Annotated in this window: 25 protein-coding genes; 10 read left to right on the top strand and 15 right to left on the bottom strand. The window is 60.3% G+C overall.

What is annotated here, in order from left to right; genetic code table 11:
• Positions 1–11: 11 nt before the first annotated feature.
• On the bottom strand, positions 12–1502 hold the full coding sequence (locus tag ACQY5P_RS17525) for a leucyl aminopeptidase (RefSeq protein ID WP_428408166.1): 1491 nt from the start codon (positions 1500–1502) through the stop codon (positions 12–14).
• Between the two features lie 161 nt (positions 1503–1663).
• Here ACQY5P_RS17525 and ACQY5P_RS17520 point away from each other — a divergent pair, with 161 nt between their 5' ends.
• The 6 genes from ACQY5P_RS17520 (at position 1664) to rsmA (ending at position 9564) form a co-directional block, all read left to right on the top strand.
• On the top strand, positions 1664–2776 hold the full coding sequence (locus ACQY5P_RS17520; protein WP_428408165.1) for an LptF/LptG family permease: 1113 nt from the start codon (positions 1664–1666) through the stop codon (positions 2774–2776).
• Positions 2776–3870: an LPS export ABC transporter permease LptG gene (lptG, locus tag ACQY5P_RS17515; protein WP_428408164.1), complete on the top strand. Its 1095-nt coding sequence runs from the start codon at positions 2776–2778 to the stop codon at positions 3868–3870. Before ACQY5P_RS17520 ends, lptG begins: the two co-directional genes overlap by 1 nt.
• A 112-nt stretch (positions 3871–3982) precedes the next feature.
• The gene (locus ACQY5P_RS17510; protein ID WP_428408163.1) at positions 3983–6310 is read left to right on the top strand and encodes an LPS-assembly protein LptD; all 2328 of its coding nucleotides are present in this window, start codon (positions 3983–3985) and stop codon (positions 6308–6310) included.
• A gap of 76 nt (positions 6311–6386) precedes the next feature.
• Positions 6387–7715 (top strand): peptidylprolyl isomerase, encoded by a 1329-nt coding sequence (locus ACQY5P_RS17505; protein ID WP_428408162.1) that lies wholly within the window; start codon positions 6387–6389, stop codon positions 7713–7715.
• 5 nt (positions 7716–7720) lie between these two features.
• Positions 7721–8734 (top strand): 4-hydroxythreonine-4-phosphate dehydrogenase PdxA, encoded by a 1014-nt coding sequence (pdxA, locus tag ACQY5P_RS17500; protein ID WP_428408161.1) that lies wholly within the window; start codon positions 7721–7723, stop codon positions 8732–8734.
• Positions 8731–9564 carry a 16S rRNA (adenine(1518)-N(6)/adenine(1519)-N(6))-dimethyltransferase RsmA gene (gene rsmA, locus ACQY5P_RS17495; protein ID WP_428408160.1) on the top strand — a complete coding sequence of 278 codons (834 nt, stop codon included), beginning with the start codon at positions 8731–8733 and terminating at the stop codon, positions 9562–9564. Before pdxA ends, rsmA begins: the two co-directional genes overlap by 4 nt.
• Here the strand turns inward: rsmA and ACQY5P_RS17490 are convergent.
• The 4 genes from ACQY5P_RS17490 to ACQY5P_RS17475 all read right to left on the bottom strand — a co-directional run bounded on the left by ACQY5P_RS17490 (position 9561) and on the right by ACQY5P_RS17475 (position 11718).
• On the bottom strand, positions 9561–9980 hold the full coding sequence (locus ACQY5P_RS17490) for a PaaI family thioesterase (protein WP_428408159.1): 420 nt from the start codon (positions 9978–9980) through the stop codon (positions 9561–9563). The genes rsmA and ACQY5P_RS17490 overlap by 4 nt on opposite strands.
• Positions 9981–9989: 9 nt before the next feature.
• Positions 9990–10577: a methyltransferase family protein gene (locus ACQY5P_RS17485; RefSeq protein ID WP_428408158.1), complete on the bottom strand. Its 588-nt coding sequence runs from the start codon at positions 10575–10577 to the stop codon at positions 9990–9992.
• A gap of 110 nt (positions 10578–10687) precedes the next feature.
• The gene (locus ACQY5P_RS17480) at positions 10688–11224 is read right to left on the bottom strand and encodes a cupin domain-containing protein (protein ID WP_428408157.1); all 537 of its coding nucleotides are present in this window, start codon (positions 11222–11224) and stop codon (positions 10688–10690) included.
• A gap of 2 nt (positions 11225–11226) precedes the next feature.
• Positions 11227–11718, bottom strand: a complete 492-nt coding sequence (locus tag ACQY5P_RS17475; RefSeq protein ID WP_428408156.1) for a CC0125/CC1285 family lipoprotein — start codon at positions 11716–11718, stop codon at positions 11227–11229.
• A 122-nt stretch (positions 11719–11840) separates the two neighbouring features.
• Here ACQY5P_RS17475 and ACQY5P_RS17470 point away from each other — a divergent pair, with 122 nt between their 5' ends.
• Entirely contained in the window at positions 11841–12998 is a 1158-nt protein-coding gene (locus tag ACQY5P_RS17470) for an NAD(P)/FAD-dependent oxidoreductase (RefSeq protein WP_428408155.1), read from the top strand.
• Between the two features lie 6 nt (positions 12999–13004).
• On the opposite strand, the gene ACQY5P_RS17465 is transcribed toward ACQY5P_RS17470, so the two are convergent.
• The gene (locus tag ACQY5P_RS17465) at positions 13005–14042 is read right to left on the bottom strand and encodes an NADP-dependent oxidoreductase (RefSeq protein WP_428408154.1); all 1038 of its coding nucleotides are present in this window, start codon (positions 14040–14042) and stop codon (positions 13005–13007) included.
• Between the two features lie 241 nt (positions 14043–14283).
• Between ACQY5P_RS17465 and ACQY5P_RS17460 the strand changes: the two genes are divergently transcribed.
• Positions 14284–14649, top strand: coding sequence for a hypothetical protein (locus ACQY5P_RS17460; RefSeq protein WP_428408153.1), 366 nt, complete (start codon positions 14284–14286; stop codon positions 14647–14649).
• A gap of 177 nt (positions 14650–14826) precedes the next feature.
• Positions 14827–15186: a YMGG-like glycine zipper-containing protein gene (locus ACQY5P_RS17455; RefSeq protein ID WP_428408152.1), complete on the top strand. Its 360-nt coding sequence runs from the start codon at positions 14827–14829 to the stop codon at positions 15184–15186.
• 32 nt (positions 15187–15218) lie between these two features.
• Here ACQY5P_RS17455 and ACQY5P_RS17450 read toward each other — a convergent pair whose 3' ends face one another.
• From ACQY5P_RS17450 to ACQY5P_RS17425, 6 genes are all read right to left on the bottom strand, one after another.
• Entirely contained in the window at positions 15219–15482 is a 264-nt protein-coding gene (locus ACQY5P_RS17450) for a hypothetical protein (protein WP_428408151.1), read from the bottom strand.
• On the bottom strand, positions 15479–16387 hold the full coding sequence (locus ACQY5P_RS17445) for an alpha/beta hydrolase (RefSeq protein ID WP_428408150.1): 909 nt from the start codon (positions 16385–16387) through the stop codon (positions 15479–15481). The genes ACQY5P_RS17450 and ACQY5P_RS17445 overlap by 4 nt, the downstream gene beginning before the upstream one ends.
• Before the next feature lie 65 nt (positions 16388–16452).
• Positions 16453–18453: a TonB-dependent receptor gene (locus ACQY5P_RS17440; RefSeq protein WP_428408149.1), complete on the bottom strand. Its 2001-nt coding sequence runs from the start codon at positions 18451–18453 to the stop codon at positions 16453–16455.
• Positions 18454–18496: 43 nt separating this feature from the next.
• Entirely contained in the window at positions 18497–19516 is a 1020-nt protein-coding gene (locus tag ACQY5P_RS17435) for a fumarylacetoacetate hydrolase family protein (RefSeq protein ID WP_428408148.1), read from the bottom strand.
• Complete coding sequence (locus ACQY5P_RS17430; RefSeq protein WP_428408147.1) at positions 19517–19771, bottom strand: DUF6980 family protein; 255 nt, start codon at positions 19769–19771, stop codon at positions 19517–19519. It abuts the gene before it with no gap.
• Positions 19764–20897 (bottom strand): homogentisate 1,2-dioxygenase, encoded by a 1134-nt coding sequence (locus tag ACQY5P_RS17425; protein ID WP_428408146.1) that lies wholly within the window; start codon positions 20895–20897, stop codon positions 19764–19766. The genes ACQY5P_RS17430 and ACQY5P_RS17425 overlap by 8 nt, the downstream gene beginning before the upstream one ends.
• 221 nt (positions 20898–21118) lie before the next feature.
• Between ACQY5P_RS17425 and trxB the strand changes: the two genes are divergently transcribed.
• Entirely contained in the window at positions 21119–22075 is a 957-nt protein-coding gene (trxB, locus tag ACQY5P_RS17420) for a thioredoxin-disulfide reductase (protein ID WP_428408145.1), read from the top strand.
• Positions 22076–22078: 3 nt separating this feature from the next.
• On the opposite strand, the gene ACQY5P_RS17415 is transcribed toward trxB, so the two are convergent.
• Genes ACQY5P_RS17415 through ACQY5P_RS17405 form a run of 3 tightly spaced genes read right to left on the bottom strand, consistent with a single transcriptional unit; the run spans position 22079 to position 25731 of the window.
• Positions 22079–22939: a 3-keto-5-aminohexanoate cleavage protein gene (locus ACQY5P_RS17415; RefSeq protein WP_428408144.1), complete on the bottom strand. Its 861-nt coding sequence runs from the start codon at positions 22937–22939 to the stop codon at positions 22079–22081.
• The gene (locus ACQY5P_RS17410; RefSeq protein ID WP_428408143.1) at positions 22940–24898 is read right to left on the bottom strand and encodes an acetyl/propionyl/methylcrotonyl-CoA carboxylase subunit alpha; all 1959 of its coding nucleotides are present in this window, start codon (positions 24896–24898) and stop codon (positions 22940–22942) included. It abuts the gene before it with no gap.
• Complete coding sequence (locus ACQY5P_RS17405; protein WP_428408142.1) at positions 24895–25731, bottom strand: enoyl-CoA hydratase/isomerase family protein; 837 nt, start codon at positions 25729–25731, stop codon at positions 24895–24897. The genes ACQY5P_RS17410 and ACQY5P_RS17405 overlap by 4 nt, the downstream gene beginning before the upstream one ends.

Raw genomic sequence — 25731 nt, 5'->3', positions numbered from 1 at the left:
CCTTTTTTGCGTCAGCCTTCGAAATTGGCGCGCACGAATTCGTCGAGAAGACGCACGCCATAACCGGACCCGCCTTTCGGACAGGTCGGTTTGTCTTTCGTGTTCCAGGCCATGCCGGCGATATCGAGATGCGCCCAGGAAACGTCATCCTTGATGAACCGGCCGAGAAAGGCGGCCGCCGTCGAGGAGCCGCCGCCCTTGCCGCCGATATTCTGCATGTCGGCGATCTCGGACTTTATCATTTCGTCATGCGCGGCCGTCAGCGGCATGCGCCAGAGCTTGTCGCCTGTCGCCTCGCCCGCAGCATCGAGTTGTTTTGCGAGATTGTCGTCTTTCGTAAACATGCCGGCGAACTCATTGGCGAGGGCAACAATGATCGCGCCAGTGAGCGTCGCGAGATCAATGACGGTTTTCGACTTGTAGGTTTCCTGCGTCCACCATAGCGCGTCGGCAAGGACGAGCCTGCCTTCCGCATCGGTGTTCAACACTTCAATGGTCTGGCCTGACATGGAGGTCACGACATCGCCCGGACGCTGGGCGTTGCCGTCGGGCATATTCTCGACGAGCCCGATGACGCCGACCACATTCGCCTTCGCCTTGCGCCCCGCAAGCGCAGCGATGGCGCCCGTCACCGCTCCGGCGCCGCCCATATCCCATTTCATGTCTTCCATGCCGGCGGCAGGCTTTAGGGAAATGCCGCCCGTATCGAAAGTGACGCCCTTGCCGACGAACGCCACCGGCGCCTCGCCCTTCTTGCCGCCCATCCATTCCATGGCGACGAGCTTGGGCGGGCGCGCCGACCCTTGAGCAACGCCGAGAAGCGAGCCCATGCCGAGTTTTTTCATTTGCGCTTCGGTCAGGACCGTCACCTTGACGCCGAGCTTTTCAAGCTCCTGGCAGCGTTTGGCGAAACTTTCCGGATAAAGAATGTTCGCAGGCTCCGACACGAGATCACGGGTGAGGAAGACCCCGTCGCTTACCTTTTCGAGATCGGCGTAAAGGTCTTTCGCTTTTGTCGAGGAGGTGACGACAGTGACTTTGTTGAGAACCGGCTTGTCCTCTTTTTTCTCTTTCGTGCGGTATTTGTCGAAGCGGTAGCATTTGAGCCGTGCGCCATTGGCCACATGCGCCGCCAACTCGTCTGCGCTTACTTTCTTCACCGTAAGCCCGGAAAGGGCGATCACTCCGGCCTTGTCGGCCCCGGCGAGGAGCCGAGCCGCCGCAGTCCCGCCCAAGATCTCCGCCTCCAGCGCTGAAAAGTTTTTCGACTCACCGGCGCCGACAAGAATGATCCGGCTGTTGCCGAGCCCCGCCGGCGCGACGACATCAAGCGTCTTCCCCTTTTTCCCTTTGAAGTCCGCCGCTTTCACCGCCCGCTCCAGCGCGCCGTCCGTCGCCTTGTCGAGATCGGCGTAGGCCTTGGGCTTGCCGCCGTCCTCAAAGACCGGAATGACGATGGCGCCGCTTTTGGGGAGAGCGGCGGCGGAAAACGTGATTTGCATGAAAGTCCTCTTTCAGTTCGTTTCTTTCCTGCGCCACCCTAGCGCCGGGAAGCTCTTTGGGCGGCTGACAGGTTTGTGCTAGGCCCATTTGGGCGATGTAAGGCGGGGCCGTTCGGCGCGCAACTCTAGCGCCGCCGCAGAAGAAAGGAAGACGGGAACCCATGAGCAGCCTGGACAAATACATATTGCGCCAGTGCCTGATCCCGTTTGCCCTGATTCTCGTGGTCACCACCGCCATTGTCTGGATGACCCAGGCGCTTCAGCGCATCGACATCATCATCGAGCATGGTCAGGGCCTCGGCGTTTTTCTCTTTCTCAGCCTCCTTATCATCCCCAGCCTCCTGGCGGTGATTATCCCCTTCGCGCTCTTCGGCGCCGTTGTTTACGCTCTCCACCGGCTTCACTCCGACAGCGAGATCGCGGTGATGTTCGCCGCCGGCGTCAGCCGCCTGCGCATAGCGGCGCCGCTGATGGCTGTCACAGCCGTCGCAGCGCTGGCGACGTTTTATGTGAATGTGGATCTAATGCCCCGCACCTATCGGGTGATGAAACAGATGGTCGCGGACATTCGCGCCGACTTCGCAAGCTCCCTTTTAAGGAGTGGAGAATTCATCAACGCCTCTGACGGTTTGACGGTCTATGTGGACGAGATCCGCCCCGGCAATCAGTTTCTCGGGCTCCTCATCAATGATTACCGCAATGCGAAGGACCGCAAGACTTATTTCGCCCAGCGGGCGATCTTGAGGGAAACAGACGCCGGACCCGTGCTGCTATTGAAAAACGGCAACATCCAGACAGTCGCGCAATATACAGGCAAGGTGGACATCATCCAGTATCAGGACTGGGCCATCGACATTTCTTCGTTGAAACCCGATTCAGGAGATCTGCAACTCGAAATGACGGAACGTTATCTCGGCGAGCTGCTTAATCCGGACATGTCGAAAGTTTACGACCGCCAGAACGCAACCAAACTCATTGCTGAAGGCCATGCGCGCATATCATCCCCGCTCTACGCATTTGCTTACGCATTCATCGGTCTTTACGCACTGATCGGCGGCTCCTATTCCCGGCGCAGCTATTTCGTTCGGGTCGCCATAGCGGGATCGGCGATTTTCATTCTGCGGGTCGCGGGCTTTCTGGCGCAAGGCTTCGCCGGGACAAGCGGAGAAATGTGGCTTATCTACGCGCCGCCGCTGGCGGTTATCGGCTCTTCAGCCTTTCTGCTTTTTGCGCCGCCGCCGAAGCAGCGCATTCCGGCGGGGGGCGCCGCCTGATGCCGCCCATCACGCTTTTCCGCTATATTCTTTTGCGAACGATCACCGCCGTCGGCGGGCTTTTCGCCGTGCTCGCAGCGATCGTCATTCTCATCGACCTGATCGAAAACATGCGCTTTGCAGGCAAGGTCGGCGGCGGCGATTTTGCGCTTGCGCTCAGCATGACCTTTTTGCGTGCGCCCTCGCTTGTTCAGACCCTTATTCCATTCGTATTTCTGTTCGGCTCGATCTGGATGTTTCACCAGTTGAACAAGCGGTCCGAAATATCGGTGATGCGTTCGGCGGGGCTTTCCGTATGGCGCCTTCTCGGTCCTTCGGCGCTCATCGCGGCGATTTCCGGGTTTCTCATCATCACCGCCATTGATCCTCTGTCAGCGCATTTCCTGTCGCAAGCGGAAACCCTGAAGTCGCGCATGGAAGGCAGCGAGCGCAATCTCGTCCGGATCTTCGGCGACGGCATCTGGCTGCGCCAGCGCGACGAGACCGGTCAACTCATCATCAACGCCGCGAATTACGATGACGGGAGAGCCGCCCTTGAGAAAGTGACCATCTGGCGCTTCGATCCGGAGAATAAATTCCTCGAACGCCTCGACGCATCGGAGGCGTTTTTGTCCGGGCGCACATTGGAGCTGCATGACGCACGGCTGCGGGCGCCCGGCATTGAGGACGAACAGTTCACGCCGATCTATGCGGTCAGGACTTCGCTCACATCCGGCAATTTGCGCGAGCGGGTGGCGGCGCCGGAGACTCTTTCCTTATGGAGCCTCCCCCGGTTCATCCTGCTCGCCGAGGCCGCCGGGGTGCCGACCCTGCGCTACAACATCCGCTTTCACGATCTGTGCTCGACGCCCTTGAAGCTGCTCGCCATGGTCCTGATCGCCGCCGCGTTTTCCATACGGCCGACCCGAGCGGGCGGCGCGCTCAACCTGGCTGTCGGCTCCATCCTCGCCGGCTTTGCGCTTTTCATTATCTCTGAGATTTCCACAGCGCTCGGCGAATCAGGCTTAGCCCCGCCAGCTCTGGCCGCCTGGATTCCGGCTGTGGTCGCGAGCCTTGCGGCGGTCACCGTCCTGTTGCATCTGGAGGACGGATAAGAAAACTTATCGCTCCTTCCGAAAGGGCTGTCGGCTGGACCTCATTCGCGGCCTCATATAACTCTAACCCAACGATAATTCTTATGATTCGCGCGGCGAAGGGCCTCATTCCGTGTCAACCAGCAACCGCCTCATAGCGCGTCTGTTGTTATCGACAGTGCTTGCGGGCGCGGCGGCTGGGTTCCCGGCGCCGGCTGTATTGGCGCAGGACGCTCCCGCCTCAAACGGCCGGTCGGCGGAAAGCGGTGACGATCAGGTCCTTTTCGAGGCCGACATTGTCCAGCGTGAATATGACGACGGCCCGATCATCGCCGAAGGCGATGTCCGCGCCTATTTCGGCGAGCGCTATCTGCGCGCCGACAAGCTGATCTATGACCCGGCGACCGACATCGTCATCGCCGAGGGCAATGTCTCCATCACGGACACGAACATGGAGACGGCGTTCGCCGGCAGAGTCGAGCTGTCAGGCGATCTGCGCGACGGCATTGCGGAAAATTTCAGCGCGCTGCTGGAGCAAAATGCGCGTCTCGCCGCAGACAGCGCGGTGCGCGAACAAGGCGCGCGCACGCGCCTGAACCGGGCGCTCTACACCTCCTGCAATGTCTGCAACAGCAAAGGCGAGGCGAAAACGCCTACCTGGCGCATCAAGGCCTTGCGGGTGACGCGCGACGAAGAGCGCAAAGTCCTGCGGTTCCACCACGCCTTCCTCGAAATCGCCGGCGTGCCCATCATCTACGCCCCCTATCTGCAGACTCCGGACCCGTCAGTCGAACGCATGTCCGGATTCCTGCCCCCGGATATCGGCGCATCGAGCCGTCTCGGTTTCAACATCGAGATGCCCTATTACCTCGCCATCTCGAATTCTCAGGACGCGACTTTCTTTCCGAAATACACCGCCGAAGACGGCGTCCTCTGGCAGGCCGAATGGCGCCGGCGCGGCGAGAACGGGTATAATGTCCTTTCCGGCGGCGTCATCGACGCGCCTAATGATACGTCTATACCCGCGCCTAATACGAAGAGCACGCCGGGCGTGCGCTGGCACCTTTTCGGACGCGGTCATCGCGATTTCGGCGAGCACTGGCGCGCGAGCTATGATTTCGAACGCGTTTCCGACAAGGAGTATCTGCGCCAGTATGATGTGGAGCGCCGGGGCGATTTGCGTCAGGAGCTTGACCGCAGCAGCACGAACCAGTTGCGGAGCAATGCGCGTCTTGCCTGGAATCAAGGCAGTTCTCACCTCACCATCGACACTTATCTTTTTCAAGGACTGCGCACTCAGCAAAGCGTTCAGGAACGCGTCGTGCAGGGTGCTGGCCGCATCGATGACGCCAGAACGACACCTTATGTATTGCCGCTCATCGATTTTCAGCATGATTTCGCATCAAAAGTCGCCGGCGGGTCGGTCACGGCGCGTGCAAACATTGCGTCCCTTTACAGGGTCCAAGGCATAGACTCCCAGCGTTTTACAACATCCGTTGAGTGGGACCGCAACATCATAACGCCCGGCGGCCACCGCTTTGACTTTTTCGCCCAGGCGCGCGCAGACCTCTTTTCCTATCAGGATCTCGATCAGGGAACGGAATTCTGTTTTGACGGCGATGCGCTATGCGCAGAGGATTTTCCAGGTTTCTCAACTGAGAAAACTACCGATATTGCTGCGCGCTTTGCTCCCACGGTCGGCGTTGAATGGTCATTTCCAGTCGCCCGCTATTTCAATGACACAAGGCTGGTTATCGAACCCAGAGTGCAACTGGTCGCAAGCTCAAGCGGGCTCAACAGCGACAAGATACTTAATGAAGACTCGCAAAGCATTGAGTTCGATTATGCCGGTCTCTTCGAGTTCAATAAATCAACCGGTTATGACGCCTTTGAAGACGGTCAGCGGATGAATGTCGGCGTCACCGCAAAGGCGGATCTGGCCAACGGGATGAATATTAAAGGCTCTATTGGTCAGCAAATTCGCCTTCAGGAAACAGAAGCTTTCAGAGACTCTTCAGGTCTGGGCGAAAAGAATTCAGACATCGTCGGTTCGCTCGACTTTAACTATAAACGAATCGGCCTCGAAAATCGTTTCCGCATTGACAATAATTCCGGTGACTTTCAGCGCGCAGAGGCGCGCGGCTACTATAGAGGCGATCGTCTAAGACTGGGCGCCAGTTATGTCCGCCTTAACGAGGAGAATATCGCCAATAACCTCATACCGCGGGAAGAATTGACCGTCGGCGCCGGGCTCAAACTAACGCGAAACTGGTCAGTCGGAAGCGGCTGGCGCCGCAATCTGGAAACCAACCAGACCATCCAGCAGACATTCGCCTTGACCTATCAGGATGAATGCTTCGTGCTTGGCCTTACCTATCGCCGCGACCGGACCCGGACCGCCAATCTGGAGCCGGACAAGGCCTTCCTTTTGACCTTCAGCCTGAAATCACTGGTCGATTGAGCGCTTGCACGCGCGCCAATTCCGACTATTTTCCCCATTGGCGGGCGTGACTAAGAAGCATAGGACAACCCAGCGAATGCAATTTTCCGTAATTAGTACAGTAACTTGCCTGATTTCCGCAGGGTTGGCGCTTGTCGCATTTTCGCCGGCCGCCGCCCAGGTTCAAACCAATTCGGAAGGCCTCACGAGCGATCAGGTGATCGAACGTTCCGGGGTGCCGCCGAGCGCCGTCGCCGCTGTCGTCAATGATGCGGTCGTAACCACCTTCGATGTCCGCCAGCGCATGAAGCTGATGCTGATTTCAGCCGGCGGGCGGATTCCGCCGGAAGCAATGCCGCAGCTGCAGGCGCAGGCGCTGCGCGACCTTATCGAAGAGAGGCTGAAAATTCAGGAAACCCAGAAATGGGATCTCGTGGTTAGCGAAGAAGAAATTCAAAATGACCTTTCTCTGATGGCGGCTCAGTCCAACATCACCGTGGAGCAAATGCAGGAAGAGCTCCAGGACGCAGGCATTTCGATGACTACCCTAAAAGAGCAGATCCGGAGCCAGATCGGCTGGCCGCAACTCGTACAAGGCCGCTATCGCGACCGTGTGCGCATCAACGAAGACGAAGTCGAAACAACGCTTGAGCGGATGCGCGAGGACGTCAGCAAGGAGCAGTTTCTCGTTTCCGAAATCTGCATTCCCGTCGACAACCCGTCGCAAGCGCAGCAGTATTATCAGGGATCGCTGCAGCTTATCGAGCAAATGCGCCGCGGCGTTCCTTTCGCTGTCGTCGCGCAGCAGTTCTCCGCCTGCACCACAGCCGCGGTCGGCGGCGATCTCGGCTGGGTGCGCGCAGGCGAGCTCGACGAAGAACTTGACGCTGCAATTCGAACCTTGCCGCCCGGCTCTGTGACCAACCCCATCCCGTCTGACGGCGCCTTCGTCATTCTCGCCGTGCGCGACAAGCGCGCGGCCGCTGTACAGGGCGAACCGACCTTCACCCTCGCTTATGCAAGCGCGGATGAGTCTCTTGGCAACGCCGCCGCCCACGCCGCGCTCGAAAACATACAGACGGCGGAAGTCTGCATGGGCCGCGGCCTCAGGATAGATATGGGCAAGGGCGTCGGCTTCAGCCTTCTGGAGAATATCACGCTCGACCAGATCGATGAGCGCTTCAGCCCCTTCATAGAAGACCTAGAGCGGGGCGAGCAGTCCCCCGTCATCGAGGCGGACGGCGCCTATCATGCGGTTTATGTTTGCGACAAGGATGAAGGCCTCGGCCTTCCGTCGCGGGCGGCCATCGAAAACCGCATCTATTCGCGCCAGCTTGAACGAATCGGGCAGCAATATCTGCGCGACCTCGAGCGCGAATCCATGGTCGATGTCCGCAGCCAGAACCTGCCCCAGCCCAACGGTTAACCGTCATGCCGGCGCGCTCCGCCCCCGCGCCTTTAGCTCCCTTGGCGTTGACCATGGGCGAGCCTGGCGGTGTCGGGCATGAAATTACGAGGACTGCATGGGAAGCCCTTCGGGCAAGCGAAACTATCTTTTTCATCATCGCCGATCCTGCGCTGTTCTCGTGCGGCGCAACCGCACAGATCGCAAAACCTGAAGACGCCGCCGCGGTCTTCGCGGAAAAACTCCCTGTCCTGCCGCTTGAGAAATCCGTCACCGCAACGCAGGGCGAAGCTTCGCCTAAAAATGCAGGCGCGGTGATCGAGAGCATCGAGCGCGCCGTCACGTTTGCGCTCGCGGGCGAAGCGTCCGGCGTCGTCACCAATCCAATCCAGAAATCGTCGTTGATCGCCGCGGGATTCAAATTTCCCGGCCATACGGAATTTCTCGGCGAGCTCACGAAAGACGCGGAAATGCCTTCGGGGCGCTTGCGTGGACCAGTGATGATGCTAGCGGGGCCCGATCTTAAAACCGTGCCTGTCACCATTCACCAATCCGTTGTCGACGCTGTAAAATCATTGACCGCCGACATGATCATGCGCGCCGGGACGATCACCGCGCAGGCGCTTCTCCATGATTTCGGCGTCGAGGCGCCGAGACTCGCTATATCGGGTCTCAATCCTCATGCAGGCGAAGGCGGGGCGCTTGGCAGAGAAGACGCCGCGATCATTGCGCCGGCCGTCGCTGCCCTCCAGGATTCAGGCTTCGATGCGCGCGGTCCTCTTCCCGCCGACACCATGTTTCACGCAGAGGCACGCGCAACCTATGATGCGGCGTTGTGCATGCTCCACGATCAGGCGCTCATTCCCGCAAAGACGCTCGCCTTTCATGACGCGGTCAACGTGACGCTCGGCCTGCCAATCATCCGCACCTCGCCCGATCACGGCACGGCGCTCGACATCGCCGGCAAGGGGATCGCCCGCGCCGATAGCCTCATCGCCGCCATTGAATTGGCCGCCACCATGGCCGCGCGCCGCATATGAACGATCCTCTTCCGCCGCTGCGCGAGGTGATCGAGCGCTACGATCTTGGCGCCAAGAAATCGCTGGGCCAGCATTTCCTTCTCGACCTCAATATGACGCGTAAGATCGCGCGCGCGGCGTCCGTCACCGAAACCGACCACGTTCTCGAGATCGGACCGGGTCCCGGCGGCCTTACCCGCGCGCTTCTGGAAACCGGCGCCCGCGTCACCGCCATCGAACGCGATCATCGCTGCATCGAGGCGCTCGCCGAAGTGAACTTGGCGTTCAAAAACCGCCTAATCGTGATTGAGGCCGACGCCCTCACTGCCAATGAGGCGGAACTTCTCGGGCGAGAAACGCCCGTCAAAATCGTCGCCAATCTGCCCTATAACATCTCGACCGAACTTCTCATCAAATGGTTGAAAGCGGGGCCGGCCCTGTGGTCCGTGATGGCGCTGATGTTTCAGAAGGAAGTCGCCGACCGCATCCTCGCCGCGCCCGGATCGAAAGCCTATGGGCGTCTTTCCGTCATTGCCCAGACCGCGTCCCTTCCCTCGCGCGCCTTCAACCTGCCGGCGCGCGCTTTCACGCCGCCGCCGAAAGTCGATTCCACCGTAGTGGTGTTCGAACAGCCGGAAGAGGTTTTTCCCGCGCTCGCTGCGCTGGAAAAGGTGACGCAGGCGGCGTTCTCCCAGCGCCGCAAGATGCTGCGGTCTTCGCTGAAACCCGTCTTCGGGGACAGGCTTCCCGATGCGCTCGCAGGCGCCGGGATCGAAGAAACCCAACGCGCCGAAGAGCTGACGGTGGAACAATTCAAAGCGCTGGCGCTCAGCCTTGAAAACAGCGCTTAGTCTTCCTTGACCGCACGAACAAGCTGGGTCTGCGTCACCACGGCTGCGAGCTTTCCGTCTTCCCGATAAATGTCTGTCTTCCAGACCTGGAGCGTGCGTCCGAGATTGACCGGCGTCGTCACCGCTTTCGCCGTCTGTCCCACGGGGATCGCGCGCAGAAAATTGGTCTTGCTTTCAATCGTCGTCGTCATCGACCCCGGCGGCATGTTCATGAACGCGCCGATGCCGCCCATATTGTCGGCGAACGCCATGATGGCCCCGCCGTGGAGCGTCGCAGGAATGGTGCAATGATCCGGGGTCACCGCAAGTTCGCCCTCGATGCGGGTCTTCGTCACCAGAGTCATCTTCACGCCCATCATCTTGGCGAAAGGCGCATTGTTTTCGTTAAACGCGTCGGCGAGATTGTCTTCACTCATACATGATCCTCAAATCCAGCGGCGCACGCGCCGTCTATAGGCGTCATAGTCAGCGCCGAACCGGGCGCTGAGATAACGCTCTTCCTGCCGGATAATGATAGTGAGGCCGATGAAGCTGACAATCACGCCAACTGCTGTTAGCGGCCCGGGCGCTGCTAAAAGTCCGCCGGTAAGGAAAATCATTACGCCAAGATAGACCGGATTGCGCGAAAGCCGGTTCAAGCCCCCGGTCACAAGCGCGTCGACATGGTTCGTCTCCCGCGGGACCCCCACTCGCCATGACCGGCCCATGCCGGCCTGGCTTGCAAGGATGATGACCGCGCCGACGACAAGGAACCCGACAGCGGCCCAGGGCGCCGGCGAGGGGCGCGCGGCGACAAGATCATCGAGGACCGGAAATGGCGCCCGAAAGATGAAATAAAGATCGAGCAGTCCGGCGCCAGCAACGAGAAACCGCTGCATCCAGTTTGTGTTGCGTTCGGCGACGGCGTTCGGATTGACTCCGCTCCGGCGCAGCATGACGCCGAAACCGATCATCCAGCCCATTAAAGCGATGACAATTAGCGCCGTCAGCCAGGCGAGTGTGCTCTGTGACATGTATCACTCCTGCTCTTTTGCCACGCAGGATAGTCGTCAGCCGTTTTTGCGCAACATTCATCAGCACAAGGAGTAATGTTATCGCAGATGGATGTTATAGGGGAACAGCCTTACGCTGCATGGATCAGCACGGCGACGAGCAGCGCCGTCTCCTCCCCGCGATTGACCCAGCCATGGTTCGTGGCGCGCTGAATGACCACATCGCCGGGCTTCAGCGCTGTCGCCTCTGCGTCATCGAGCAAGAGGTCAACCTCGCCTTTCACCAGTACGATGACATCGAGCGACTGCGTCTTGTGCATGGCCGGATGGCGCGTTGCATCCACGCGGCAATGGGCGCCGCCCACCGCCCCGAAGGCGAACGCCGCCGCCATTTCGAGCTCCTCGGCAGTTTTAGATTTGTCTTCGGGCGCAACCGTAAACCAGCGCACCTTGACCGAACCGGGATCGGGCTCAAGCTTAAGATCCGCATCGGCGAGACTGTCGGTCGCATCGAGAAGCTTGCCGTCTTCAAGGTCTGCGGACCAGATTTCCGCCAGGCCCGCTTCCTCCATGGCGATCAGTTTCGCCGCCTCGCCGTCGATGAGGATGCGCGAGCGGCCCTCTTTATTATTGTCTGTGACGATGCGGCGGAGCGATTGCCAGTCCATGACTATTCCGTTCCGTCAGGCGCAATACGCGCGACGACATCCGCGGCGTCGTAATAATCGCCGTCGGCGGGCGGCTCGCCCTCGCCCATCAAAACCTCCATGCGCGTCGTGAAATAATCCCGCCCTCCAATGGTGCCGAGATCGCCGCTGACGCCAACGCCGACGCCGGTGCTGCGCCCGTAGGAGCCACCGCCAACGCCCGCGCCCAAGCCAACGCCGCCGCGCTGTTCGCCGGTCGTCTGCCGGCCGATGACGCGGAACCAATTATAACCATTTTGCAAAGCGAGTTCGCCTGCGCGTTTCAGCGCGTAATCCTCAACGACGTCCGGGGGCATGTCGCCGGAGCCGCGATAGGTGATGCGATAGCGGTCGGACTCGATGCGCGTTTCTTCATAACCGAACCCCTTCGCATCCGCCGGTCCATAACTCGCGGGCCCGACCGAGGCGCAGGCGGCGAGCGACATGGATGCGGCAAGAAGGATAAATTTGTTCATATAAGCCTCCCGGTACTGCGCGTGAGTCTAGCACTGGGCGGCGTTCCCGCAAAATCACCCTGCGACGGCCAGCACAGCGCCTCAATTCCAGTGGATAAGAGGCGAAATTGCGGGAGACATCTATGCCTCAATCGTCACAACAACCATGTCCTGACTATGATCTGATAATCGTTGGTGCGAGTTTCGCAGGGCTGGTGGCGGCCAGAACCGCCGCCCATCGCGGCCTTTCCGTCGCCGTCATCGACGCTAAGCGCGAACCCGGCGCCCGCGTGCGCTCCACCGGCATTCTCGTCAAGGAAGCCATCGGCGAGTGCGATGTCCCCGCAGCGCTAACAAGAAAAATTCCTGGCGTCAGAATGTATGCGCCGAATGGCAAGCACATGGACCTGACAGCGCCCGGCTATTTTTTTCTGGCGACCGACACGGCGGGACTGATGCGCTGGCTGGCGCGAGAGGCGGCGCGCGCCGGCGCCCATCTGATGTTCGGGGCGCGCTTCACCGACGCGACGCTTCTTGGTGATCGCGTTCATCTTCATGGCATTGATCTTTCGGCGCGGTATCTTCTCGGCGCCGATGGGGCGCGCTCAAAAGTGGCGGAGATTTTCGGTCTTGGTCGTAACCGCGAATTCCTGATCGGCATGGAAACGGAATATGAGGAGACGCCGACGGTCGACCCGGATTTTCTCCACTGTTTCATCGATTCGAAACTGGCTCCGGGTTATCTCGGCTGGGTGGTGCCGGGCGCTGGCATGACTCAAGTCGGGCTCGCCGTTTCCGATGGGCCCTTGGGCGCGGTCCGCAAGCCCGATTATCAAGCCTTCGTCAAAGGCATCAACGATCGCTTCGCCTTCTGGAACTGTGAAGTCCTACGCAAACGATCCGGCCCCATCCCCTGCGGCGGACTTGTGTCTCCCTTGTCCACGCATCGTGTTTTGCTGACAGGCGATGCTGCGGGGCTTGTGTCGCCTTTGACCGCCGGCGGCATCAGGCTCGCATTCCAATATGGACGGCGCGCGGCGGCGGCGATCTCCGACTATCTTCAAGACGGCGGTCCCGATCCCGGGATAGTGATGGCGAAGGAATATCCGACCTTTGTGGTGAAGACATGGATGCGCAGGCTTTGGTCTGTCGCGCCGCCCAACGCGCTTCTCAACGCGGCGCTCTTTACGTCGCCCATGCGCGCGCTCGCGCAGCGAATTTACTTCGAGCGCAAAGGCGTGAAAGGCGCGGACGCGTCATCAGAACAGGCGCGCGCCAAAATACCTTCAACGGCCATGTAAAAAGCACTACGTCCGGTCCGGACCGACGCGCACCACGGCCTTGCCGAAATTCTCGCCCTTGAAGAGCCCGATGAAGGCTTCGGGCGCCTTCTCGAGGCCTTCATAGACCGACTCCTGAAACTTGATCTTGCCCTGCGCGAGAAGCGGCGCGACCTCCATCGCGAACTCCATGGCCTTATCCATATATTCGGACACGATGAAGCCGCGGATCATGACGCCGCGCCCCACCACATTGATGAGATTTGGCGGGCCCGGCTCCGCCTCCTTGTTGTTGTACTGTGCAATCATCCCGCACCACGCCATGCGCCCGCCGAGCGCAATGCAGTTGAGCGCGGCTTCGAGATGCATGCCGCCGACATTTTCGAAGTAGCAATTGACGCCTTTTGGCGCAGCTTCGGCGAGCGCCTTGGTCAATTCATGGGCGTTTTTGTAATCCTTGTAGTTGAGCGCCACATCGACGCCTGCCTCTTTCTCAAGCCAGTCGCACTTTTCCTTCGAGCCTGCAGACGCGATGACGCGGCAGCCCTTCGCCTTGCCGAGCTGGCAAACGACGGAACCGACAGCCCCGGCAGCGCCGGAAACGAACATCGTCTCGCCTTCCTTCGGCTTCAAAATCTGCGTCACACCCGACCAGGCGGTGAGACCCGGCATGCCGAGAACACCGAGATAAGCGGACAGCGGCGCCAAATTCGGATCGACTTTCTGCGTGCGCTCGCCCTTGGTGACATAATATTCCTTCCAGCCGCCGAGGAAATCGACGAGATAGTCCCCTGGTTTGTAACCTTCGAGATTCGATTCGACGACTTCGGAGACGGCGCCGCCCTCAAGCGGCCGATCCAGGGAAAAAGGCGGGATATAACTCTTCACATCGGGACGCATGCGCCCGCGCATGTAAGGATCCACCGACATCCACACGGTGCGGCACAGCATTTCGCCCGGCCCCGGCGCCGGCACGTCGATTTCTTTTTCCACGAAATCGCCTTCCGCAGGCATGCCGGCCGGATAGGCCTTGAGGAAAACCGCTTTCGATTTGCGCGCGCCCATTATCGTCTCCCTTGATTTCGCCCGGAAATTCAGCACGGGCGTTGTTCAGCACCCTATGACATTCCCGCCGCCTCGCAAGAGCGTGATGCACCTAGACGGGTTTGGCCCAAATCCGCCCTTTCCCCGCCTCATTCTCGCCTTGCCTGCCCGGTTAATTAAATTTCGACAAGGCGGCAGGGGCCGCATGTGGTTGAGTAAAAAAAGCGAATTTCGCGCATACCCCCATGCGAAGGAGAACAAAATGAAACATCTGATTGTGGCTTCCGGCGCGCTGATGCTCGCTGTAGCGGGATGCCAATCCACAGGCGAAGGCGCGTTTACGGGCGCTGTCCTTGGCGCCGCTGGCGGCGCGGTCGCCGGCGAGATTTTCGCCGGCAGTCCTGGCAAGGGCGCAGCCTATGGCGCGCTCGTTGGCGCGGCGCTTGGCGCCTATGAAGGCTGCTCGCGCGCCGGCACTTGCTGGGGACGCGCCCGCGATCACGGCTATCGCCGCTACGACCGCTATTCAGGCCGTTACTATTACGAGGACCCGGAATATGGCGACACCTACTGGGATGACGGTTCGTTCCGCGATTACGGCGACCGCCCTCCGCGCGGCCGCTACTAATCCCATCGAGTTTGTTGCGTAAGCAAAAGGCCCGCCCCGGCAGAGGCGGGCCTTTTGCTGTCGCTGCGCGCGCCATCCGTCAACATTGCATCTCCGCAAGTTTCGGAACGAAGCCCGCCTGTATCGTGTTTGGCGGCCATATGTGTTCCGTACGGAACGGCAAATAGGGAGCCTCCCATGAAATTATTCGTCGCAACTGCCGCCAGCAGCTTGATGCTCGTTTCCGCCTGCACCCAGACCGGCACGGCGGAACGTAATGCAGCCTATGGCGCCGCAGCCGGCGCAGCCGCCGGCGCGGTCGCAGGTGAAGTCATCGCAGGCCGACCCGGCCGCGGCGCAGCTTATGGGGCCGCCATCGGCGCCGTCGGCGGCGCGATCGTCGGTTGCGAACGCTCGAACGAGTGTTGGAACCGGGCGCGGAACAACGACCGTTATTATGACAACCGTGCAGGCCGCTATTACTATGTGGACCCGCAATATGGCGACACCTGGTGGGAGAACGGCGAGTTCCGCTCCTACGGGCCGGGCCGTCCGTAACAGCGCGAAAGACGACTTACGCCCGCAAGAAGCTATTCTTCCTGCGGGCGTTGTTTTTTGCGTTTTCCCATCTGGCTTAGGGCGATGATCGTCAGGGTCGGCACAAAGGCGTCTACCTGACCGGTCGGATCGGCAATCTCCCAGAATGCAATCAGGCCCGCCCAACCCCATAAAGCGACCGCGGCGACGCCCAGCGCCACATCGACCACAATTTCAAAACCGGGAATGCGCCCGAAAGTGAAATCGACAAGATCGAGGATAACGGCGATGACGAGCTTCGCCATGTCGGACTTCACGCGGCGATCTCCATTGTTGTTTTATTGCTAATAAACGCTGCCGCATGGCGGATGGACTTCATCGCTTCAGGAAACCGGCCCGGAAAAATCGGCCAGACATGGATGAGGCCCTTTTCCATCACAAGCTCCGATTGAACGCCAGCGCTCACGAGTCTGTCTTGAAGTCTTGTCGAGTCGTCGCGCAGCACTTCGTCCTCGCTGGCGAAAATCAGCATGGGCGGCAGGCCGGCGAGATCGCCGTAAAGCGGCGACGCCAGCGGCGCTTTCGCATCGGCGCCCGCGAGATAACGCTTTGCGCCTTCGACGATATAGATCTTCTTGAACATCGCATCGGATTTTTCATTCTCATCGAGCGAGGCGCCGGTGGTCGCGAGGTCGGTCCAGGGCGACAGCAAAAGCGCGCCCGCCGGCATGGGCAGACCCCGGGCCTTGATGGATAACAGCAAGGCCAGCGTCAGTCCGCCCCCGGCGGAATCGCCGCCGACGACCATCTTGTGCGGCTCGCGGCCCTGCCGCAGCAGCCACGCATAAGCGGCGACGGCGTCGTCCACGGCAGCCGGAAAGGGATGTTCCGGCGCCATACGGTAATCGAGAGAGAAAACCTCTGCGCGCGCCTCTTTCGCCAGCGCATAGGTGAAGGGACTGTGGGATTTAGGCGAGCCAAACACATAGCCGCCGCCATGAAGATAAAGCACGGTGCGGCCCGGCTCGGCGTTTTCCGCCCGGTGCCATTCCCCTCTCACCGGGCCTTCCACGATCTCACGCGTAACGCCCGCAGGCGGACCTTTCGGCGCCAGTTCGTCGGTTTTTTCGCGCAGGACTTTGGCGTCAAGGAGATGAATGGGTTTCGACTTGAACGTCGCCTTCATCACCCAGTTGAACAGAACCGCCTGAATGCTCGCCATGCCGCCTCCCTTTTTTAAAAGGGTAGACGGTTCATCTGTGCGAGAAAAGTCTTTCCGGCGCCCGGCTAGTTGCGATAGCGCAGGCCGAAACCGAAGGTTCGCGTCTCTCCGGGGAAATAGCGGTCCTCGCCGAAAGCGAAATCGGCGCGCTCGGCGTAAAGCTCATCCGTGACGTTCCGCACGGTGACGAAGGCCGCCAGCGTCTCGGTAAGCCCTGCCTCGGCCCGCAGGTTGAGGATGTTGTGTCCGTCATAGTCATGATCGTTCGCAGCGTCGGTGAAGTAGGAACCCATGGAGACCCATTCCGCTTCGGCCCTGAACCGGTCGAAAGGCCGCCATAAGAGCCGCGTATTCGCCATCACCCGCGGCGCCGTATCCACATCATCGCCAAAACTGATCGCTTCCGTCGCATTGCCGACCGGCCGGTCGAAGCGATAGGTGTGTTTGGCGTAGGTAACGGCGCTTTGCAGCGTCAGCGTTTCATGCAGCGCAATACGAACATCCGCCTCGACGCCTGCATGGCGCGTCTTGCCATTCGCGACATTGAAGCCGTCGGCGTCGCGGAAAAAGAAATTCGACTTGTCCATGAAGAAGCCAGCGAGTTCCAGATTGACGCGCTCACCAAATGCGCCGCGGAAGCCGAGCTCCACGGCGTCGATCTTCTCGGGCCGCGCCTGATCGCCGGTCTGATTGATCTGAAGCCGGTAGAGGTCGGTCGTCTGGGGCGGCCGCGCCCCGCGAGCGTAGCTTACATAGACCGACGCGCTGTCGCTCAGTTCTTGGCGCAGTGAAAATTTCGGGCTCGCCGTGACGAACTTGTCGGTCTGATCCGGCAGGCGCAGAAAGCGGCCGACAACGCCGTTGTCGGTCATGTTGTCGTATTTATAGATCGTGCCGTCGATGCGCACCGCCGCCGTCGCCGTCGTGCGCGGGCCCAGCGCATACTCCCCCTGTACGAAACCGGAGGCGTTCACCGCCTTCACATCGTAATCGTAATGAAGCCCGGGCGTGTAAGAAAAGATCTGCGGCTCGGACTGGAATTCATAGAGAAACCCGTCCGTATATTCCGCATCGATTCCGGCGATTAGCGACAGCGCGCCGACGTCGTGATAGACCGCGCTCTGGGCGCCGACGCTCCAATGGCCGTTTCGCTCCAGCGCATTCGACGGCAGGAAATGCTGCGGGAACTCCATTTCGTTCCAGCGCGCATAAGGCGTCACCTGAATGCGCGTGCTATCCCCGGCGTCGAACTCAATGGTCGACTGCAGCCGCGCCGCCTTGGCGTCCCGATAGGCCTGCGGGAAGTCGTTGGTCTTGCGAAGCTCACGGTCTTTCAGCGTCGCCTCGCCGAAAATGAAGCCCGCCGTCTCCTGCTCCAGATTGTCGAAGGAAAAGATCGTGTCAATGCTGACGCCGCCATTGTCATAGAGATGGCGCAGGGTCAGCTTCTGTTGATCGAGCCCGGCGTCAACGCGATAGCCGGCTTCCGATGTCGCCGAGACGCCGGCGTAAAACCCGTGCGCGCCGTAGGTGTCCGACACGCTTCCCTTCCATTTATACCGGTCCTGCGTATCGCCGAAGGCTTCGGCGAACACCGACAAGTCTTCCGATGGCGCCGGCGTGATGACATTGACGACGCCATGAATCGCATTGGCGCCGTAAAGCGCGCCGGAGGGCCCGCGCACGATTTCAATACGGTCGGCGAGTTCATAATGGGCGTTAAAAAGCCCGTTGATATTGGCGAAGCCCGGCGACCGGATGGCGATGCCGTTTTCAAGAAACAGGAACGCCCCCGCCCCTGCGCCCGAAGTCAGCACCGGCGAACGGATCGCCGTCAATTGCTCCGCGCCGGAGCCACGATGGAGTGTCACCCCCGGCGCGCGCGCTAGGACTTCTGAAATATGATCGGCGTCGACAAGCTGAAGCGTTTCCGCCGAGATCGCCGTAATGCTTTGCGGCGCTTCGGAAAGCGGTTGCTCGCGCCTCTCCGCGGTAACAACCAGCGTATCCTGCGCGAAGACCGGCGACAGAGCTGACGCCGCCAGAAGACCAACTGAAACGCTCACACGATATTTCAAGACGCAACCCTGTTTTGACTTGCGTCCAGAATTACGATTTCCGCTCGTATTTCGCCACCTTTTGCGAAATCGAACCGAAGATGGTGTGTCCCACCTTGTCTTTCATTTTAATTTCGACCGTATCGCCGAACTTCATGAAGGGGGTTTTCGGCTTGCCGTCATAGATCGTCTCGATCATGCGGATCTCGGCGATGCAGGAATAGCCGTCACCGCCCTCCGCGATGGATTTGCCGGGCCCGCCATCGAGCTTGTTGGAGACGGTGCCCGATCCGATGATGGTTCCAGCGCCAAGCGGCCGCGACTTCGCCGCGTGGGCGATCAGTTGCGGGAAGTTGAAGGTGAGGTCCTTGCCCGCATTCGCCTGTCCGAAGGGCTGGCCGTTATAGCGCACGAGCAATGGTAGATGCACCGCGCCGCCGTCCCAGGCGTCTCCCAGCGCATCAGGCGTCACCGCTACGGGACTGAACGCCGAAGACGGTTTTGACTGAAAGAACCCGAAGCCTTTCGCAAGTTCGCCGGGAATGAGACCGCGCAGGGAGACATCGTTCACCAGCATGACGAGGCGGATATAGTCTTTCGCTTCTTCCGGCGTCACGCCCATGGGCACGTCGCCGGTGATGATTGCGATCTCCGCCTCCATATCGATGCCCCAACCTTCATCGGTGGGCATGACGATGTCATCGCGCGGCCCGAGAAACGAATCCGATCCGCCCTGATACATTAACGGATCTTCATAGAAACTTTCCGGGACTTCTGCGCCGCGGGCCTTTCTCACGAGTTCTACATGATTGATATAGGCCGAACCGTCCGCCCACTGATAAGCGCGCGGCAAAGGCGACGAACATTCGCGTTCATGAAAGCGCTCGACGGGAACCGAGCCTGTCTCAAGACCCTGCGCCAGTTCGCGCAAACCGGGCTCGATTTTCTCCCAGTCGTCGAGCGCCGCCTGCAAGGTCGGCGCGACCCGCGCCGCATCGGTGTAACGCGTCAAATCGTTGGAGACGACCACCAGCCGCCCATCGCGGCCGCCCTTTAAAGATGCAAGTTTCATTTATTCTTCCTCTTCGTCTGAGGTTTCGCCTAGCGCCGCGCCGCACCAAGGGCAATAGCGGATCAGGATCACATCCCGCCCGCCATCGTGCACGATCAGCGCAAACTGGTTGAGACCTTCATTATAGGCGATAAGACTGTCGGGACACTCAAACGGATCGTCGTGATCCTCGCAGTTCATCTCTAGCGCCGCCTGCATGGATTCGCAGCAAAGGCTCTCAGGGTCGGGGTGTTGCGTGCGCGCCGCCTCAGTCATGGCCGCGCCATGAGTTCACATAGTCCAAATTCTCAACCGCGCCGGCGCTTTCGCCGATATTCAGGGGATCGCGCGTGTCGACCATGACCGCATATTCGTCCGTCGCCGGTTTTTTCTGCTCCAGCATGTTTTTCAGCGCCTTTGGGTGCGGCCCATGCGTGAAGCCGGAGGGATGAAACGTCATCATCCCCGCATCGATATTGTCGCGGCTGAAGAAATCGCCCGCGTGATAGAACAGCACCTCATCATAATCGTCATTATTATGGAAGAACGGCACTTTCAGCGCGCCCGGATCGGTCTCGAAAGGCCGCGGCGCGAAAGTGCAGACGACGAAACGGTCCGACAGGAAGGTCGTATGCGCCGAGGGCGGCACATGATAGCGATGCGACATGATCGGGCGAATGTCGCGCACATTGAGCCGCACGGGACTTAGCTCGCCATGCCAGCCGACAACATCCAGCGGATTGTAAGGATAGGTCGCGACGGAGACCTCGCCGCGTTTTTTGATCTCGACGCGGGTTTCGCCGTCATCGGCCTGATGCGCCTTGAACGCATCGTCGATTTTCGGCGCATCCATGATCGCCGGATCGAAAATCGCATGGGGGCCAAGGAGGCCTTTGTCGGGCAGTGTGTAATGACTGTTGGTCGCCTCGATCATCAGGATCGACGCAGGCGACGACGGCGCAAGCCGCCACATGGTTCCGCGAGGAAGCATCAGATAATCGCCCGCCTCGAACGCCAGATGCCCGTAGTCGCAGAAGAGATCGCCCTTCCCTTCATGCACGAACAAAAGCTGGTCGCCGTCGCCATTGCGCGCGAGCGCGGGCATCGCCTTGTCCAGCTTCCAGAAACGCAATTCGGTCGCGTTGTTATGGAGGATGCGGGGCGCCGCCCAGGGCGATGCGTTGGCGCCTTTCATGGCCGCGAGATCGAACGCGCGCGGGCGCAACGGCCCTTCGAACTTGACCCAGCCTGTGGGCGGGCGCTTGTGATGCATGAAGGCGGCGGGGCCGAAAAACCCCTCTTTGGAGATTTCCCGCTCATAGGTCCCTGAGGGCATGTCCGCATGAGCCTGGCGAGACGCCTCGCCTTCGACCCGGCTCGGGGTGATCCATCTGCGCGCCATCAAGCGTCTCCTTTAGGCCCCTTGAGGGCTCTTTCAGAAAATTAGTAACATTTGTTACCATTTTTGAGCCCGCCGGGCAAGCCGAAACCCCGAACGATATGGCGGGGAAAAGCCGCCCTTTCCCTGGCGGGTCGCCTTTGGTAACGCCTTTGCGATCAAGGCTTGCGGCGCTGCGCCGGGGCCGCCATTTCCTGCGTCTCAAGCTACTGAGGAAGCCTCCCGTGAAAAAGACCCGTTTGCTGATTCTGGGCTCCGGTCCCGCCGGCCTCACCGCCGCCATCTATTCCGCGCGGGCCGGCCTCAAGCCGATGCTCGTTCACGGGCTCCAGCCCGGCGGCCAGATGACCATCACCACCGATGTCGAAAACTATCCGGGTTTCGCAGATGTCATTCAGGGCCCCTGGCTGATGGAGCAGATGCAGAAACAGGCCGAGCATGTGGGCACGGAATTCGTCAACGACCTCATCACCGATGTGGACCTTTCGAAACGCCCCTTCACGCTGACGGGCGACAGCGGCGAAACCTATGTCGCCGACGCGCTTGTCATCGCCACGGGCGCACAGGCGAAATGGCTCGGCCTTCCTTCGGAGCAGAAATTTCAGGGCTTCGGCGTTTCGGCCTGCGCCACCTGCGACGGATTTTTCTATCGCGGAAAGGAGGTGCTGGTGGTCGGCGGCGGCAACACCGCGGTCGAGGAGGCGCTTTATCTCTCCGGCCTCGCAAAGAAAGTGACGCTGGTTCACCGCCGCGACGAGCTGCGCGCTGAGAAAATTCTCCAGACGCGTCTTTTCAATAAAGAGAATGTGGACGTCATCTGGGATCATCAGCTCGATGAAATCCTCGGCGACGAAAATCCGCTGGGCGTCACGGGCGCGCGGCTCATCCATGCGCGCACCGGCATGACGCAGGAAGTGAAAGTGGACGGCGTTTTCATCGCCATCGGCCACAAGCCGTCGACGGAGCTCTTCGAAGGCAAGCTTCCCATGAAGGATCATGGTTATCTCGTGACTAAGCCGGACTCGACAGAGACCGTCATTCCCGGCGTTTATGCGGCCGGCGACGTCACCGACGACATCTATCGTCAGGCGGTGACCGCCGCAGGCATGGGCTGCATGGCGGCGCTTGAAGCCGAAAAATTCCTCGCCGCGGAAGAAGCGACTCGGGAAGCAGCCGAGTAATTCTCAAACGAGCTCTAAAATTTTGCGGGTCTGCGCCGGTGTCGCGACCTCGCGCCCCGCTTCACGCGCATAGATGGCGAGCGCTTCGATCATCGGCCCGTTTGAGGACGCCTTCTCGCCATTTGGCAGATAAAAACAGTCCTCAAGGCCGGTGCGTAAATTGCCGCCTAACTCCGCGGCGCGTTTATGCACTGGCCAGACATCTTCCCTGCCGATCACCGTCGCCTGCCATGGCATGCCGTCTTTTTTGTATTTGACGAGAAACGGCAACAGGTCCGGATCCGCGGGCATGCCCGACGCGACGCCCATGACGAAATTATAGTCGGCGTGATCGGTCATGCCGTTTTCTATGTATAGCCCGACGGAACGCACAATGCCGATGTCGAAACATTCGAATTCAGGGATGATGCCCACTTCGTTCATGACGTCGATGAAGTCTTTCACTTTCGACGCTGGATTGTCGAACACCATTGGGGGCCACGCCCAGGAGCCGTCTTTCCGCGTCTTCAGATAGTTCAGCGTACCCGCATTGCACGCCGCCATCTCGGGTTTGCAGGCGCGCAAATAATCGAGGACATAAGCGTATTCCGAGCCGACAACGCCGGTGGTCATGTTGATGACGACGCCGGGACACGCAGCCCGGATCGCGTCGTTGATTTCATTGCAGATCGCCGGGTCCCAGGTCGGCAAATGGCCTTTGCCCTTCTCCTGCTGGCGGTAATGCACATGCATGATGGTGGCGCCGGCGTCGAAAGCGCGCCTGGCTTCCGCCGCCATTTGCTCCGGCGTCACGGGCACTGGATGCTGCTCCGGATTGGTGAGAACACCGGTCAGCGCGCAAGTGATGATGGCCGTATCTGACATCTAAGCCTCCGCCTGCAAGGTCACGAGTTTTGCGCGGATCGCGACCTGATCGCCTTCCTTCGCCAGCACCTCGGCGATAATTCCGTCGCGACCGGCTTTGAGCTGGTGCTCCATTTTCATAGCTTCAATGGTGGCGACGATTGTTCCTTTAGAAACAGAATCGCCCGGCCCGACACGAAGGGAGGTCACGAGCCCCGCCATGGGCGCTTTCACCGCGTCATCGCCGCCCGCGCTTTCGCTTGCTGGCGCGAGCGTCAAGTCTGTATAGCGCCCCCACGCGCCGCTCGACTCGATTTCAAGATGATAATGATTACGCGCGTAACGCGCATTACCCATGCGGCCATTATGGCGATAGCGGATCGAGCTTTCATCCTTAGACAAGACTTCAATCGTCGCCGCTTCACCATTTTGGATCGCTGTCACTTTGGCGCCGTCAAGCCTGATATCGGCCTTGACGATCTCGCCGCCCGTCGTAACGAGATGCAGCGGGAAACCGCAGCTTCCTCGCGAATGCCAGCCTGTGAGAAGATCGCCAAACGGCGCATCGGCGAGCGCCGCCCCAGCGAGCGCCATCGCCCCAGCGCCGCCCGGCGCCTTGCGCGCGGCCAGACGGTCAAGGTTGCGTTCGATATAGCCCGTGTCGGCTTCGCCATTTGCAAAAGCTTCATCTTCCAGCAGCGTCACCAGAAAATCGCGGTTATGCGCAAAGCCGAGCAGCACGGTTTCGCGCAAGGCGGCCGCCAGCCTCATCCGCGCTTCATCGCGCGTTGCGCCGAAGGCGATGACCTTTGCGATCATCGGATCGTAAAAAGTCGTGACCGTGTCGCCCTGCTCTACGCCGCTATCGATGCGCACATCCTCCCTATCGGGAAATTCAAGCAGGCGTATTTTGCCTGAATGCGGCATGAAGCCCTGCGCCGGGTCCTCGGCGTAAAGCCGCGCCTCCATGGCCCAGCCCTCAAGCTCGATCTCGTCCTGATCGAAGAGCAACGGTTCGCCTTCAGCCACGCTGAGCTGAAAATCAACAAGATCGAATCCCGTCACCAGTTCCGTCACCGGATGTTCGACCTGAAGCCGCGTGTTCATTTCGAGGAAATAGAATTCATCGCGCGCGGGATCATACAGAAACTCCACCGTCCCGGCGCCGACATAGCCGACGGCTCGCGCCGCCCGCACCGCCGCGTCTCCCATTTCCGCGCGCATCGCCTCGCTGAGAACGGGCGACGGCGCTTCCTCGATGACTTTCTGGTTGCGCCGCTGCAGGGAGCAGTCGCGTTCTCCCAGGTGGATGCAATCGCCATGAGCGTCAGCGAAAACCTGAATCTCCACATGGCGCGCGCCGACCACCGCACGTTCAAGCAACAGCCGCCCATCGCCGAACGCATTCTCCGCCTCCTTTCGCGCGGAAACGATCGCATCCGCAAGGTCGGCCTTCTCATGCACAATCCGCATGCCGCGTCCGCCGCCGCCAGCAGAGGCTTTCACCATCACCGGAAAGCCGATTTTGTCCGCCTCTGTCATGAGGATCGCGTCGGACTGATCGTCGCCCTGATAGCCTGGCACGCATGGCACGCCAGCCGCGATCATACGGCGCTTTGATTCCGCCTTGTCGCCCATGGCGGCGATCGCTGCCGCGGGCGGGCCGACAAAGATCAGCCCCGCGTCAGCGCAGGCTTTGGCGAAGTCGGCGCGCTCCGAAAGGAATCCGTAGCCTGGATGCACCGCGTCAGCGCCGGTGTCTTTGGCGGCAGCGATGACAGCGTCGATATTGAGATAACTTTGCGATGGCTCCGGCCCGCCGATTCGGATCGCCTCATCCGCCATGCGCACATGGAGCGCGTTCTCGTCCGCGTCGGAATAAACTGCAACCGTCGCGACGCCCCGCGCCCGCGCCGTCCGCATAATACGGCAGGCGATTTCGCCGCGATTGGCGATGAGGAGTTTGCGAATTACTGTCATGCTTCCTTCGTCGCCGAATACGTTTCGAGCCATGGCGGCGTTTCTTTTTGCGCGAACGCCATGGCGCCTTTGCGCCCTTCACCGCGCAGACATTTTGCGAAGTCCTCCGCAGCGGCGTCCAGTTGCGCGGGATCGACAGGCGCCGCAGCACGGTTGAGGATCGCCTTGGTCGCGGCGTTCGCTTCCGGTTCGCAGCGCCCAATCGCCGACAGGGTTTCAGCGAGCGCACCCTCAAGACCGGCGTCGCCATTCACCACCCTGTCCACGAGACCGATGCGGCAGGCTTCCTGCGCGCCGAAATGGGCGCCGGTGAGCGCAAGGCGGCGCGTGTTGTAAAGCCCAATGCGCCGGACCAGAAACGGGCCGATCTGCGCCGGCGGCACGCCGAGCGTCGTTTCCGACAAAGAAAACCGCGCATGGGATTCCGCGATAGCGACATCCGACACGCTGATCAGGCCATTGGCGCCCCCAAAAGCGGATCCCTCAATCACGGTAATAACCGTCTGCGGAATGGCGTCTAGTTTTAACAGGACATCGCCGAAGACGCGGTTATTTCTGGCGACAGGGTCGGACGCGCCGTCGGCGGGCTCCTCCGCCATCACCATCTTGCCGAATTCCTTGATGTCGCCGCCCGCGCAAAACGATCCGCCGGCGCCGCGCAGCACGACCATGCGAATGTCGCGATTGGCGGCGAGCCAATCGCACAGCATCATGAGGCCGGTCATGATGGCGCCGTTCAGCGCGTTCTTCGCCCGCGGACGGTTAAGCGTCACGGTCAGCGCCGACTGGCGCCGCGACAGAATAATGTCTTCAAGCTCTGGGAGCGCCGTCAT

The sequence above is a fragment of the Hyphococcus sp. genome (assembly GCF_965267305.1).
GTDB lineage: Bacteria > Pseudomonadota > Alphaproteobacteria > Caulobacterales > Parvularculaceae > Hyphococcus.
This window is presented reverse-complemented; position numbering and strand designations above follow the sequence as displayed.

What these genes read in the sequence shown, in the direction of transcription:
- ACQY5P_RS17525 (WP_428408166.1), bottom strand. Translation starts at nt 1,502, where the DNA reads ATGCAAATCACGTTTTCCGCCGCCGCTCTCCCCAAAAGCGGCGCCATC.
- ACQY5P_RS17520 (WP_428408165.1), top strand. Translation starts at nt 1,664, where the DNA reads ATGAGCAGCCTGGACAAATACATATTGCGCCAGTGCCTGATCCCGTTT.
- lptG (WP_428408164.1), top strand. Translation starts at nt 2,776, where the DNA reads ATGCCGCCCATCACGCTTTTCCGCTATATTCTTTTGCGAACGATCACC.
- ACQY5P_RS17505 (WP_428408162.1), top strand. Translation starts at nt 6,387, where the DNA reads ATGCAATTTTCCGTAATTAGTACAGTAACTTGCCTGATTTCCGCAGGG.
- pdxA (WP_428408161.1), top strand. Translation starts at nt 7,721, where the DNA reads ATGCCGGCGCGCTCCGCCCCCGCGCCTTTAGCTCCCTTGGCGTTGACC.
- rsmA (WP_428408160.1), top strand. Translation starts at nt 8,731, where the DNA reads ATGAACGATCCTCTTCCGCCGCTGCGCGAGGTGATCGAGCGCTACGAT.
- ACQY5P_RS17490 (WP_428408159.1), bottom strand. Translation starts at nt 9,980, where the DNA reads ATGAGTGAAGACAATCTCGCCGACGCGTTTAACGAAAACAATGCGCCT.
- ACQY5P_RS17485 (WP_428408158.1), bottom strand. Translation starts at nt 10,577, where the DNA reads ATGTCACAGAGCACACTCGCCTGGCTGACGGCGCTAATTGTCATCGCT.
- ACQY5P_RS17480 (WP_428408157.1), bottom strand. Translation starts at nt 11,224, where the DNA reads ATGGACTGGCAATCGCTCCGCCGCATCGTCACAGACAATAATAAAGAG.
- ACQY5P_RS17475 (WP_428408156.1), bottom strand. Translation starts at nt 11,718, where the DNA reads ATGAACAAATTTATCCTTCTTGCCGCATCCATGTCGCTCGCCGCCTGC.
- ACQY5P_RS17470 (WP_428408155.1), top strand. Translation starts at nt 11,841, where the DNA reads ATGCCTCAATCGTCACAACAACCATGTCCTGACTATGATCTGATAATC.
- ACQY5P_RS17465 (WP_428408154.1), bottom strand. Translation starts at nt 14,042, where the DNA reads ATGGGCGCGCGCAAATCGAAAGCGGTTTTCCTCAAGGCCTATCCGGCC.
- ACQY5P_RS17460 (WP_428408153.1), top strand. Translation starts at nt 14,284, where the DNA reads ATGAAACATCTGATTGTGGCTTCCGGCGCGCTGATGCTCGCTGTAGCG.
- ACQY5P_RS17455 (WP_428408152.1), top strand. Translation starts at nt 14,827, where the DNA reads ATGAAATTATTCGTCGCAACTGCCGCCAGCAGCTTGATGCTCGTTTCC.
- ACQY5P_RS17445 (WP_428408150.1), bottom strand. Translation starts at nt 16,387, where the DNA reads ATGGCGAGCATTCAGGCGGTTCTGTTCAACTGGGTGATGAAGGCGACG.
- ACQY5P_RS17435 (WP_428408148.1), bottom strand. Translation starts at nt 19,516, where the DNA reads ATGAAACTTGCATCTTTAAAGGGCGGCCGCGATGGGCGGCTGGTGGTC.
- ACQY5P_RS17430 (WP_428408147.1), bottom strand. Translation starts at nt 19,771, where the DNA reads ATGACTGAGGCGGCGCGCACGCAACACCCCGACCCTGAGAGCCTTTGC.
- ACQY5P_RS17425 (WP_428408146.1), bottom strand. Translation starts at nt 20,897, where the DNA reads ATGGCGCGCAGATGGATCACCCCGAGCCGGGTCGAAGGCGAGGCGTCT.
- ACQY5P_RS17415 (WP_428408144.1), bottom strand. Translation starts at nt 22,939, where the DNA reads ATGTCAGATACGGCCATCATCACTTGCGCGCTGACCGGTGTTCTCACC.
- ACQY5P_RS17410 (WP_428408143.1), bottom strand. Translation starts at nt 24,898, where the DNA reads ATGACAGTAATTCGCAAACTCCTCATCGCCAATCGCGGCGAAATCGCC.
- ACQY5P_RS17405 (WP_428408142.1), bottom strand. Translation starts at nt 25,731, where the DNA reads ATGACGGCGCTCCCAGAGCTTGAAGACATTATTCTGTCGCGGCGCCAG.